This window comes from Bradyrhizobium sp. AUGA SZCCT0182 (assembly GCF_018130185.1).
Classification (GTDB): Bacteria; Pseudomonadota; Alphaproteobacteria; order Rhizobiales; family Xanthobacteraceae; genus Bradyrhizobium.
The window spans coordinates 16,323-27,398 of record NZ_JAFCLY010000054.1 but is presented as its reverse complement, the minus strand read 5'-3'; the positions used below and the strand labels follow the sequence as shown (position 1 = coordinate 27,398).

The window sequence follows — 11,076 nt, the reverse complement described above, 5'->3', positions numbered from 1 at the left end:
TTTTGCTCTAGGGGAAGCTCGTTTAGCAGCCGAAATTAATAAAAATCCCTGTATGTTCCCTGTTAATAGGGAATTTGCCGGCGGAGACTGGTTTGTAACTGACTGCGCGCACCACCAGCCTTCGCTCGCTTCGCGAGCTACGGCTAGGCAAGCCGGAACGTACCCTATCGTAGCGAAGCGAGCGAAGGCTGCCACGCCGAAGCCTTTTGGCGAAGGCGGGCTGGCGCCGCGATCTCCGCCCTCCACCACCCATCCCTCACATCCCCAAATTCTTCACCACCGCCGCCACGGCCTCGCCCACCAGCATGGCGCTGAGCGCGCTGTGGGTGACGGCGGCCACGAGTGCGGCCGCCGCGACCGCCATCCAGATCCGCGGCGCCGCGGCCAGCGTTGTCGGAACCACGATCGAAATCAGCACCGATACCGCCATGTATTTGAGGAAGGCCTCGATGCGCGGCGTGATTTTGACGTAAGACATCATCCAGACGCCGCCGACCCGCGTCGCCATCGTGACCAATGTCAGCAGCAGGACGGCGGCCACCGCCGCAACCGTATCAACCATGGCGCCAGGTTCCGACGATCCCGCCGGCCAGGGCGCCCGCGATGATGTGCCAGCCCGGCGGCAGAACATACGTCCCGATCACGGCGACGGCCGCCGCCGCAAGCCACGGATACAGGTCCTTGGCCCCCTTCCATTGGCCGACGACGACGGCCGCGAAATACGTCACCATGACCGCATCGAAGCCGAAGCGCGTCAGATCGCCGAGAAATGAACCCGCAAGGGCGCCGACCGCGGTGCTTGCGATCCATATCAGCCACATCGCGATGCCGCTGCCGAACAGAATGCCGGCGTCGACTTCTCCCCGCTCGCGGGCGGACATGGCGTACGCAAAGCTGCCGTCGCTGAGTCCGATCAGCGCCGCCAGCCGCCCCTTGATCGGGATCTGCAGCAGCCACGGCGCGAGCGCCGCGCCGAGGAGAATGTGCCGCGCGTTGACGGCGAGCACCGTGAGCGCGAGGGTCGCCAGCGGCAACGGCGCGTACCACAGATCAAGCAGCGCGAATTGCGAGGCGCCCGCATAGATCGCGATGCTCATCAGGATGCTGACTTCCGGCGCGATGCCCTTCGCGGAAGCGGCGACGCCAAACGCGATTCCGAACGGGATGATGAACACGGCGATAGGTGCGATTTCAACGCAGCCACGCCACACGCCTTTCGCGGTGAAGCGTGGAATTTGTGCCCGGTCGGTTACCGTCGTTTGCTCCGCCATGCGGCTATTTGAAAGCGAAGCGTTGGTTTGGTCAATCACGCATCCGATACGACATACCCGAGCCGTGGAAAGTGAACGACGACCTCGCCGAGATCAGGATCGCGCCTGCGGATGGCGATGTGGTGTACGGAGAGCGAGACGATTTCCCCCTCGATCGGCGTCTTGACCGGCTCATCGGCCGAAACCTTCACGATGTTGCCGATCCTCCAGCGTTCGCAATCGCGCGTCGCCTCCGGCGCGCGGGCCTCGGGTGTGGCTTTCGCCGCAATGGTGAGCGCGTCCTGTCCCGAGAGTTCGGTGCGGGTGCCGTGGCCGAGGATGCGGACCCGCTGTTCCCAGTCGCGCAGCCGCGGAAATTCGGCCAGCAGTTCGTCGGCGAGTTCAGGCAGGTTCGAGCGAACGTACCAGATGTTCATGTAGCAGCCGGCATCGGTGAGGCTGAATTCGCCGAGCAGGAACTTCCCGCCATGCGCGAGCTGCGCCTCGATCAGCGCCGCCTGGCTGCGAAACTGGTCGCGATGATGCGGCAATGCTGCCGCCATCGCCTTCACGTCGAACGGCGCGCCGCGCAATTTGGTCCGGTCGTCGATGAAGTCCTGCGGGACCTTGTCGCCCAGCGAACCGAACACCAGGAACACGGCGCTGCCAAAGAAGATCCGATCGGCCCACAGGCCGGTCATGTCAGGCACGCCGCCATTGCCGCCCGGAAACAGCGTCGGCTCGGGAAAGCGCTTCTCGATCTCACGCTGGATGATCCGGGTGTCGCAGAAAATGTCGGCGCCGATCTGCATGACAGGCGTGCGGCGATAGCCGCCGGTCAGCGGCACAAGGTCCGGCTTCGGCATGATGCGCGGGATCAGAACCGACTGCCAGGCGATCTGCTTGAAGCCGAAGATCAGGCGGATCTTCTCCGAGAAGGGCGAGGCTTCGAAATGGTGCAAAATCGGCAACCGAGAATCCGTCATGCCGCTTGTCCCGCGATGTGCCGCCCCGCGATATACCCGAACGTCAGCGCCGGCCCCAGCGTGATCCCGGCGCCGGGATAATTGCCGCCCATGATGCTCGCCATGTCGTTGCCGACGGCGTAGAGGCCCGCGATCGGCTGGCCGTCGGCATCGAGCGCTTGCGCATTGGCGTCGGTCCGGATGCCGGCATAGGTGCCGAGATCACCGATCACCATCTTGATCGCATAGAACGGCCCGTCCTTGATCGGCGCGATGCAGGGGTTGGGGCCGTGCAGCGCATCGCCCTGGTAGCGGTTGTAGGCGCGCGAGCCTTTTCCGAATGCCGGGTCCTGTCCGTCGGCGGCGCTCTTGTTGAACTGCGCGACCGTCGCCTCGAGCCCCCTGGCGTCGATGCCGGCCTGCGCCGCGAGTTCAGCCAAGGTCGCGCCGCGCTTGAGATAGCCGGTTCGCAAATGATGGCCGAGCGGCATCGGAAACGGCGGCACGCAGCCGAGGCCGTATTTGCGCAAGGCGCGATGATCGCAAAGCAGGAACGCCGCGATCTCCTCGCCGGGTTTTGCGACCTTCATCATGGCCTGCACAAAATCGTGGTAGGAATTGCCTTCATTGGCAAAGCGCACGCCCTCGCGCGTCACCGCGATCACGCCGGGTTTGGCGCGGTCGATGAAATGCGGCATCACGCCCTTGCTGCCGTCCTTGCGCGTGGTGATCGAGACCGGCACCCAGGCCGCGGCATTGGGCAGCGAATCCTCGGCGCGGCCGCCGGCGGATTCCGCCAGCCGCAAGCCGTCGCCGGTGTTGCCGGTCGGGCCCGGTGAGTAATGCTCGTTGCCGGTAGGCGCGTGCGGGAACATCGCCTTGCGCCTCGCCACATCATGCGGAAAGCCGCCGCAGGCGAGGATGACGCCGCGCTTTGCATTAATGCGAATCTTGCGCCCGTCGCGCTCGACGATGGCGCCACGCACCGCGCCGCTGTCGCTGATCAGTTCGCGCACGGGTGACGATAGCCATAACGGGATCTTCAGGTCGAACGCCGATTTGGCGAGGCGTCCGGCCAGCGCATTGCCGTTGGTGAGGTTCATGCCGCGGCCATGGCGGATCACGTCGACCAGATGCTTCGACAGCCGCTTGGCGACAAACAGCGCCGAGGTCAGCGACTTGGTCGCGCGCATGAAATGGACGATCTCCTTGCCGGAGCCCAGCATCATGCCGAACACGGTGAGTTCGGGCAGGGGCGCGCCGATATCCTTGAGGTGCTCGCCGAGTTCACTTCCATTGAACGGCCGCGTCACCATCGAGCGGCCGCCCTGCGTGCCGCCGGGGGCCTCGGCGTGATAATCCGGAAAGGTCAACGGCATGTCGAAACGCACCGCGGTCTTGCTGGTGAAGAAATCCACCGCTTCGGGACCGGAGGTCAGAAACGCGTCGACCCGCGCGGCATCGAAGGAGTTGCCGGCTTCATGCCGCAGATAGGTCCGCGCCTGATCTGGACTCTCGACGATGCCCCAGTTGCGCGCCAGCGAGGTGCCGGGAATCCACAGCCAGCCGCCGGACCGCGCGGTGGTGCCGCCAAAGCGCGGCTCCTTCTCGACGACCAGCACCTTGAGCCCCTGATGTCCCGCGGTGACCGCCGCCGACAGGCCGGCGCAGCCTGAGCCGACTACCAGCACGTCGCATTGATACGTTTCTTGTTCGTTGCCCGCCACGCGATCTCCCCATGATCCAATTTTGGAAACTTAAGCAAGTTTCGGCGCCGCTGTCTTCACCTCGCCCCGCTTGCGGGGAGAGCATGGCCGCCTCCGGCGGCCGTCCTTAGAGAACGCCGAGGCGAAGCCTCGGCTATGGCGCATAGCGCGGCGGGTGAGGGGGTACAGGTCTATCGATAGACCACAGGTGGCGGAGAGAGCCCCTCACCCCAACCCTCTCCCCGTAAAGAACGGGGAGAGGGAGGAGAGCAACCTACACCTTCGGCCGCAGCGAGCGCTGCATGTCCATGGTGTAGGTGTAGCGTCCCTCCGGATGCGTGGTGACGGTGACCTCGAACAGTTCCTCGCGCAGGCCATAGTAACGGCGCACCATCGTCAGCGCGGGTGAACCGGGCTTGACCCCGAGCGCCTTTGCCAGTTTCGCCGGCATGCCGCGCGCGAACACTTCCAGTTGCGCGTATTCGATGGTCTCGCCGAACATCTTTGCGATCTGCTCATGCACCGGGCTGCGGCCATGATCGCGCCGCTTCACCACGCCGGCGAATTTCCGCAGCACATAGATTTCGACCCAGCCCAGCGGATCCGCAAATTCATCGGAGCGGCGGATCGCCTCGATCAGGAACCAGTGCTTGCCGGGTTCGCATTTCAGCAGGGCGGCGAGGTTGCGGTCGGCGACAACATCGCTGGAGCCCACCACCTGGCGATAGGTCTCGTTGGAATATCGCAGCCATTCATTGAGTGATTTGACGCTGTGCGTGAACAGCACCGGCGGCTCGGCCGCGATCACCACCGAGCCGAGCCCGGCCCGCCGCACGATCAGGCCCTGTTCGGTGACGATCCGCAGCGCCTCGCGCACGGTCTGGCGGCTGGCGCCGAACCGCGCCATCAATTCGGTCTCGGTCGGCAGCAATTCGCCGACCGGCGTCGAGCCGAGCCGGATTTCCTTCTGCAGCTCGGTGGCGATGTCGCGGTAGCGCGCCGATTTGCGCGGTTCTTTTTTAGCGGCCATGTTGACCGGCATTTTCTTGAAGGCTTTGACATTGCACGGGCAGGCCGGATTTCATCGATTGCAGCGCCGCCTCGAACGCCGACAAGGTCGCCAGCACCTCCGCTTCCCGCACCGGGAATGCACCCTTGTTCTCGATCGCGCTGGCAAAGGCGTCGAGCTCGGCGCGCAGCACGTCGGTAGCTGGATAGGTGAGCCGTTGCGGCGCAGCGCCGCTCTTTCGCAGGATCATGGTCGTTTCATCCAGCACCTCGGCGGAGCCGTCCGTTCCGAACAGGTGTATGCGCCAGTAGAACGGCGTTGCCCGCACGGTGGCAAGGGTGCCGGTGACGCCATTGACAAAATCCAGCGCCACGACCGCCGTATCGAGCGGCGGCGGGCCGGTCTCGCGCCGACGCAGCCGGGCATAGACCCGTTCCACCGGCCCCAGCATGCTGACGAAGGCGTCGAGCACATGCAGGCCCGCGCCGGTGAAGCCGCCGCCGGGCGATTCCTCCGGCGATAGCCGCCATCCGCTGGTGATTTTCTGCGAGTTTTCGTTGCTGTTGTGGCCCTCGACGTGAAGGATGGTCCCGAGCTGGCCGCTTGCCAGCGTTTCGTGCAGGGCGCGGATCGATGGCCAGAAGCGCCGGTTATGGCCGACGGCCAGCATGACCCCGGCGTCGCGGCAGGCGCCGAACATCCGCGCGGCGTCGGCGCGCGTCAGCGCCAGCGGCTTCTCGCAAAAAACCTGCTTTCGCGCCCCCGCGCAGGCGATCACCTGCGCCGGATGCAGCGAATGCGGCGTCGCCAGCAGGATCGCGCCGATCGTGTCATCGGCCAGGACCGCATCGAGATCGGCGGTCAATTCGAGATCGTGTTTGCTGCAAAATTGCTGCGCCGCCTTGATGTCAGGCTCGACGGCGCGGACGATTTTCAGCCGCGGATGGCCGCTGGCGGCTTCGACCAGATTGCGGCCCCAGCGGCCGAGACCGGCAATGGCGGCACGGATCATCGCAACACCTCAGGCAAGGCGGACCGCCGCCGGATCGCCTCGATGACCGCGGCGCTGTCGCGGTCCGGGCCCTCAAGCGCGATCGTGGCGCGCAGAAGTTCGGCCTGGATGGTGGTGAGCGGCAGATGCATGCCGCATCGCCCGGCTTCCTCGATGATCAACTCGGCATCCTTCAATGTCTGGGCAATATGTGACTGCGGCCGATAGTCCCGCGTCAACATCTTCTCACCCTTGGAGTCCATCACACGGGAATAGGCGGCCGATTGCCGCGCCGCCGCCAGGAAGGCGTATCCGTCCAGGCCCATGCGTTCGGCGAACGCGATTCCCTCGGCCAGGGCGGCGCGGTTGTTCTGCAGGATCAGGTTGATCGCGAGCTTGGCCCGGCTGGCGTCGCCGATCACGCCGACGCGGAGGCTGCGCGGGCAGAGAATATTCAGGAGTCCGCCGGCGTGGTCGATGACGCCGTCGTCGCCGGCCAGCAGCGCCGTGGCGGTGCCGTCGAGCACCTCGGTGCTGGTGCCGGATATCGGCGCCTCCACCAGCGGCAACCCGGCGCCTGATGCGCGCACGGCAATCCGGATGATCTCGCCAGGACCGCAGGTCGTGGTGCAGATCACGACCGGCCGCACGGCGCCGGCGCCATCGTCGATTTCATCGAACAATGCCTCGACCTGTTCGCCGCTATAGACGGCGACGATGATTGTTCGGCAACGCCCGGCGAGTTCACGCACCGAATTCGCGACCATGCCGCCACTGGCCTTGAACATCCCGCATCTGACCGGGTCGACGAACCCGACCAGCGGGATCTTTGCGTCGATCAGCCGCGCCGACAGCGCCATTCCCATCAGGCCGAGGCCAACGATCCCGACCGGCGCGTCCGTTGTCATCATCCACGCCTATTTGGCTTCGATGCCGGCGGCCTTGGCATCCGCCGTCCATCGCGTGATTTCGCTAGCGATGAAGGCGCCAAATTCCGCCGGCGGCATCGGGGCAACGACCATGCCGAGGCTCGCAAGCCTTTCGCGCACCGCCGGCGTCGACAGGATTTTCTGGGTTGCGGTGTAGAGCCGGTTGACGACCGGTTCCGGCGTCTTCGCAGGCGCCAGCAGCCCGTACCAGATCGTCGCCTCGAAGCCCGGCATGGCATCGGCGAGCGGAGGCAGGTCCGGCGTCAGTTCGTTGCGCTTCGGCGACGTCACGCCGATGCCGCGCAGCGTGCCGCCCTGCATTTGCGGGATCGCGACCGAGAAATCCGCAAAGGCCAGATCGATCACGCCCGAGATCACGTCGGTGACCGCCAGCGGCACGCCGCGATACGACGCCGAGAGGATCGTCATGCCACCCCGGCTCTGCAGTTGCGCGTTCGATATCTGCGAGGCGCCGGAGCCATAGCCGGCGGTCAGGTTCGGACGGCTCCTGGCGTATTCCATGAATTGCTTGAGATCCCTGGCCGGGAAGTCCGGCTTCACCAGCAGCACCATCGCTGTCGTGATGGTGCGGATGACAGGTGCAAAATCTTTTGCCGGATCGTAGGGCAGGGTTTTGAACATCGCGACGTTGCTGGCCTGGGTGGTGTTGGTTCCCATCAGCAGGGTGTAACCGTCAGGCGCGCTGCGCGCGACTTCCTGCGCGCCGAGACTGCCGAGCGCGCCGCTGCGGTTCTCGATCACGACCGTCTGCCCAAGATCCTCCTGCAGGCGCTGGCCGATCAGGCGCGCGACCTGGTCGGGTCCGGCGCCGGCGGGAAACGGCACGATGATCTTGATCTGCCGCGTCGGATATTCGTCGGCGGCGTTGGCCTGCGGTCCCGACAGTCCGAGCAGGACCAGACCGGCGAGAATGCGAAATCGCAGCTTCATCCCGTTTCCTCCAGCCATCATCGGCGAAATCTCTTTACGGATTTCTGGTCTGGATTTATACGGACAAATAGATATGGTGCAAGAGATTGTAGCCTGAAATGGCTATTTTGGCGGATTTATCCGTTCGCGAAATAACCGTATAATCTAGGTCAGATTGGCAACGCCGCGTGGGGAGTTCGAATTGGACACCAGTGAACTGTACGCCCGAGGCCTGCGCCGGCGCAAAAAGCTGTTCGGCGAGGCCGATGTCGCCGAGCGCATGTCTGCAGCAGGCGAGTTCGGCGCGCCGCTGCAGAACATCATCAATGCCTATGTCTATGGCGACGTCTGGGAGCGGCCGGCTCTCTCCGACGGCGTCCGCAGCCTGGTGATGCTCGGCATGATGGCTGCGAGCAACAAGCCCGCCGAGTTCCGCGTCCACGCCAAGGGGGCGCTGGCGAACGGCTGCACCGCGGCGCAGGTGCAGGACGTCCTGTTGCTGGTGGCGATGTATTGCGGCGTGCCCGCCGCGATCGAGCCGACGCGCATCGCCGCCGATATTTTCGGCGAAGCCGATCCCGCCACGAAGCCGCAAGCAGATGAAGCCATAAGTTAGATTCTGCAATGAAATCCGTTCCAACCGTCGACGCGCACCATCATGTCTGGCGCCTGAATGATCTGCCCTGGCTGTCCGGGCCGCCTGTGCCGCGCATTTTTGGACCCTATCAGCCGATCTGCCGCGATTACTCGATCTACGAATACCGCAGCGACATCATGGACTGCGATATCGTCAAATCGATCTATATCCAGACCAATTGGCCGGCGGGGCGGAGCTACGACGAGGCGCGGTGGGTTCAGTCGATTGCGGATACGACGGGCTGGCCGCACGCCAATGTCGCCCATGCGGATCTCGCCGATCCCGACGCCGGCAGTTTGCTCAAGCGTCTGGCGGCATTGCCGGCGACACGGGGCATCAGGCAGCAATTGCATTGGCATGAGAACGCGCAATACCGCTTCGCGCCGCGCGCGGACGTGATGAACGATGCGGACTGGCGGCGTGGTCTCGCGATGCTGGCCGATCACGGTCTGCTGTTCGCTTCCCAGATGGCGGACGGCGCGAAGCTGGCGCGGTCGTTCCCGGACATCGTGTTCGTGCTCGAACATGCCGGCATGCTGGAAGACATGTCGGCGTCGGGCTGGCAGCTTTGGCGCGACGGCATGGCCGCGTTGGCGCAATGCCCGAATGTCAACGTCAAGCTCTCCGGGCTCGGCACCTTCGTTCACGCCTGCCGCGCCGACGTGATCGGTCCGATCGTCAAGGAAACGGTCGCGATGTTCGGCGCGGACCGTTGTTTCTACGGCAGCAATTTTCCGATCGAAAAGCTCTGGACCGATTACGGCACGCTGTACCGCACGTTCCGAAGCGCCATCGCGCATCTCAGTGATGCCGAACAGGCCGCCATCCTGCATGACACCGCGAGCCGGCTGTACCGGATTTGACTGGCTCGTGTTCGCTTGGCAGCAAACAGGTTACTTGGCAAACGGGTTCTGCCAGCCGCCGCGCGCGGCGGGGGTTCGCGGCGGATAGGCAGCTTCGAGATAGCCTAGCACCACGGCGCGATCCTTGTCGTCGAGTGCGGGCATGTTGTGGCGCCTGATCATGAGGTTGATTGAGTCCTCCCACTGCGCTCGCGTCAAACCTTGCTGGGCGACGAGTTTGAAACCATGGCAGGCGGTGCAGGCATAGAACGTCTCGTCGCGGCCGGGCCCGGCGGCAAATTCCTCCGGGCTTTCGTCACGCGGCGTGAAGGCGGTCTGGGCGATCGCCGGCGTCATCCACAGCAGTGCGGCGACAGCCATTCCCAAAGCTCGCAGCATCAGCCCACCAGCACCGCGATCCGGTGCATGGCGTTGCCGCCATAGCCCTGCGGATTCCAGAAGCCGGCCTGGTGCGGCTGCATCGCTCCCTTTGAATCGGTCGCGCGCGTCCAGATTTCAAAATAGCCGTCGGAAGCCAGCTTCACGCTCGCGGTCCAGCGCTGCCAGTCATATTTGTTCTTCGGCTTTTCCAGCTTGGCCCTCTGCCAGTTCGCACCGAAGTCGGTCGAGACGTCGATCTGCTTCACCGTGAGGTCGCCGGCCCACGACGCGCCTCGCAGCTTCAGCTCCTTCGTTCCGGCTGCGAACTTGGCGCCATTCGCCGGGCTGGTAATGATCGAGCGAACCGGCATCGATTCCAGGATCCGGAAGTTTGCAGGGTCGCCCTTGTCGCCGGGGATCATGGGCTTGATCGGGGTGCGATAGGAAAATTCGGTCATCCCTGGGCCGTCATGCTCCTTGTCGCGGATGGTGATCTTGGTCAGCCATTTCTGCGACGCCGAGCCCGGCCATCCCGGCACGATCAGGCGCACCGGCCCGCCATGAATGTTCGGCAGCGGCTGGCTGTTCATAGCCCACACGATCAGCGTGTTGGGATCCATCGCCTTTTCGATCCGCACGCCGCGCGAGATCGCAGGCTTGGTTGCGTCGCCCGACAGATGCAAATCGGCGGCATAGTGCGCGGTGTATTTGGCGCTGGGTTTGAGCCCGGCGCTCTTGAGCACATCGGCAAGCGGCACGCCGGTCCATTCGGCGCAGCCGACCCCGCCATTGCTCCACTGGTTGCCGCGCGCCGGCGGCGAGAATGCCCCGCGACCGTTGCCGCCGCACTCCAGCACGATGCGCCGCGTCACCGTCTTGTATTTCGATTTCAACTCGCCGAGCGTGATCTCGATCTTGTTGTTGACCTCGCCGTCGATGGTAATTTTCCAGGCGTCGGGATTCTTCGTCTCTTCGGGCAGCTGTCCGTTGTTGCGGATGAAGAACTTCTCGATCGGCGTGGTGTCGTCGTCGAGCAGGCTCTCCGGCGTCTCCGCCACCAGCGGCTTGTCGCCGAGCAGGATGAGCTTTTCATTCTTGCCGGGGAATTTCAGATATTGCGGCCCTTTCGGCGCGGCGGCCGCGGGCGCGGCGCCTTGTGCATAGGCGGCGGAAATGTCGGCGCCGCTGCCGGAAATCCCGAGGGTGACTCCGAAGGCAGCAAGACCCGTCGTTGCCAGGAATCTGCGCCGGTCGATCTGCATACTGTTCTCGCTACTGGCGGCCTTCCGCTCCGTATGCGTCATAACGTTTCTCCCCCGGTCTCTGTTTCTTGCGGGTTCAGCCGGAATCTTTCCCGGCCCGCTTGAGACGAGTATTTGCGCTTTGCTGCCGTGCCGCAAGGCCGCGAATATCGCTCGGTATGCGTCCATCCAAGG

The 11,076-nt window shown here is 64.5% G+C and carries 12 protein-coding genes; 2 read left to right on the top strand and 10 right to left on the bottom strand.

The genetic code is table 11. From position 1 onward, the window contains the following. Nucleotides 1–256 precede the first annotated feature (256 nt). The 8 genes from JQ611_RS36195 to JQ611_RS36160 all read right to left on the bottom strand — a co-directional run bounded on the left by JQ611_RS36195 (nucleotide 257) and on the right by JQ611_RS36160 (nucleotide 7,801). Complete coding sequence (locus JQ611_RS36195; RefSeq protein ID WP_212468151.1) at nucleotides 257–562, bottom strand: AzlD family protein; 306 nt, start codon at nucleotides 560–562, stop codon at nucleotides 257–259. Next, entirely contained in the window at nucleotides 555–1,271 is a 717-nt protein-coding gene (locus JQ611_RS36190) for an AzlC family ABC transporter permease (RefSeq protein WP_212270143.1), read from the bottom strand. Before JQ611_RS36190 ends, JQ611_RS36195 begins: the two co-directional genes overlap by 8 nt. Before the next feature lie 35 nt (nucleotides 1,272–1,306). Next, nucleotides 1,307–2,236 carry a glutathione S-transferase family protein gene (locus tag JQ611_RS36185; protein WP_212468150.1) on the bottom strand — a complete coding sequence of 310 codons (930 nt, stop codon included), beginning with the start codon at nucleotides 2,234–2,236 and terminating at the stop codon, nucleotides 1,307–1,309. Beyond that, nucleotides 2,233–3,942, bottom strand: coding sequence for an FAD-dependent oxidoreductase (locus JQ611_RS36180; RefSeq protein ID WP_212468149.1), 1,710 nt, complete (start codon nucleotides 3,940–3,942; stop codon nucleotides 2,233–2,235). The genes JQ611_RS36185 and JQ611_RS36180 overlap by 4 nt, the downstream gene beginning before the upstream one ends. Nucleotides 3,943–4,195: 253 nt before the next feature. Beyond that, nucleotides 4,196–4,951, bottom strand: a complete 756-nt coding sequence (locus JQ611_RS36175; protein WP_212468148.1) for a GntR family transcriptional regulator — start codon at nucleotides 4,949–4,951, stop codon at nucleotides 4,196–4,198. Further along, on the bottom strand, nucleotides 4,941–5,942 hold the full coding sequence (locus tag JQ611_RS36170) for a Gfo/Idh/MocA family protein (RefSeq protein ID WP_212468147.1): 1,002 nt from the start codon (nucleotides 5,940–5,942) through the stop codon (nucleotides 4,941–4,943). Before JQ611_RS36170 ends, JQ611_RS36175 begins: the two co-directional genes overlap by 11 nt. Further along, on the bottom strand, nucleotides 5,939–6,829 hold the full coding sequence (locus tag JQ611_RS36165; protein WP_212468146.1) for an NAD(P)-dependent oxidoreductase: 891 nt from the start codon (nucleotides 6,827–6,829) through the stop codon (nucleotides 5,939–5,941). Before JQ611_RS36165 ends, JQ611_RS36170 begins: the two co-directional genes overlap by 4 nt. Nucleotides 6,830–6,838: 9 nt before the next feature. Further along, the gene (locus tag JQ611_RS36160) at nucleotides 6,839–7,801 is read right to left on the bottom strand and encodes a tripartite tricarboxylate transporter substrate binding protein (RefSeq protein WP_212468145.1); all 963 of its coding nucleotides are present in this window, start codon (nucleotides 7,799–7,801) and stop codon (nucleotides 6,839–6,841) included. Between the two features lie 181 nt (nucleotides 7,802–7,982). Here JQ611_RS36160 and JQ611_RS36155 point away from each other — a divergent pair, with 181 nt between their 5' ends. Both JQ611_RS36155 and JQ611_RS36150 read left to right on the top strand, forming a co-directional pair. Then, the gene (locus JQ611_RS36155; protein WP_212468144.1) at nucleotides 7,983–8,396 is read left to right on the top strand and encodes a carboxymuconolactone decarboxylase family protein; all 414 of its coding nucleotides are present in this window, start codon (nucleotides 7,983–7,985) and stop codon (nucleotides 8,394–8,396) included. Between the two features lie 8 nt (nucleotides 8,397–8,404). Next, nucleotides 8,405–9,280, top strand: a complete 876-nt coding sequence (locus tag JQ611_RS36150) for an amidohydrolase (RefSeq protein WP_212468143.1) — start codon at nucleotides 8,405–8,407, stop codon at nucleotides 9,278–9,280. A gap of 30 nt (nucleotides 9,281–9,310) precedes the next feature. Here JQ611_RS36150 and JQ611_RS36145 read toward each other — a convergent pair whose 3' ends face one another. Next, nucleotides 9,311–9,640 (bottom strand): hypothetical protein, encoded by a 330-nt coding sequence (locus tag JQ611_RS36145; RefSeq protein WP_249133728.1) that lies wholly within the window; start codon nucleotides 9,638–9,640, stop codon nucleotides 9,311–9,313. A 17-nt stretch (nucleotides 9,641–9,657) separates the two neighbouring features. After that, nucleotides 9,658–10,944 carry a sulfite oxidase gene (locus tag JQ611_RS36140; RefSeq protein WP_212468141.1) on the bottom strand — a complete coding sequence of 429 codons (1,287 nt, stop codon included), beginning with the start codon at nucleotides 10,942–10,944 and terminating at the stop codon, nucleotides 9,658–9,660. Nucleotides 10,945–11,076 lie beyond the last annotated feature (132 nt).

Excerpts from the sequence above, each read along its gene's own strand:
- JQ611_RS36195 (WP_212468151.1), bottom strand. The coding sequence starts at position 562 with ATGGTTGATACGGTTGCGGCGGTGGCCGCCGTCCTGCTGCTGACATTG.
- JQ611_RS36190 (WP_212270143.1), bottom strand. The coding sequence starts at position 1,271 with ATGGCGGAGCAAACGACGGTAACCGACCGGGCACAAATTCCACGCTTC.
- JQ611_RS36185 (WP_212468150.1), bottom strand. The coding sequence starts at position 2,236 with ATGACGGATTCTCGGTTGCCGATTTTGCACCATTTCGAAGCCTCGCCC.
- JQ611_RS36175 (WP_212468148.1), bottom strand. The coding sequence starts at position 4,951 with ATGGCCGCTAAAAAAGAACCGCGCAAATCGGCGCGCTACCGCGACATC.
- JQ611_RS36170 (WP_212468147.1), bottom strand. The coding sequence starts at position 5,942 with ATGATCCGTGCCGCCATTGCCGGTCTCGGCCGCTGGGGCCGCAATCTG.
- JQ611_RS36165 (WP_212468146.1), bottom strand. The coding sequence starts at position 6,829 with ATGACAACGGACGCGCCGGTCGGGATCGTTGGCCTCGGCCTGATGGGA.
- JQ611_RS36160 (WP_212468145.1), bottom strand. The coding sequence starts at position 7,801 with ATGAAGCTGCGATTTCGCATTCTCGCCGGTCTGGTCCTGCTCGGACTG.
- JQ611_RS36150 (WP_212468143.1), top strand. The coding sequence starts at position 8,405 with ATGAAATCCGTTCCAACCGTCGACGCGCACCATCATGTCTGGCGCCTG.
- JQ611_RS36145 (WP_249133728.1), bottom strand. The coding sequence starts at position 9,640 with ATGGCTGTCGCCGCACTGCTGTGGATGACGCCGGCGATCGCCCAGACC.
- JQ611_RS36140 (WP_212468141.1), bottom strand. The coding sequence starts at position 10,944 with ATGACGCATACGGAGCGGAAGGCCGCCAGTAGCGAGAACAGTATGCAG.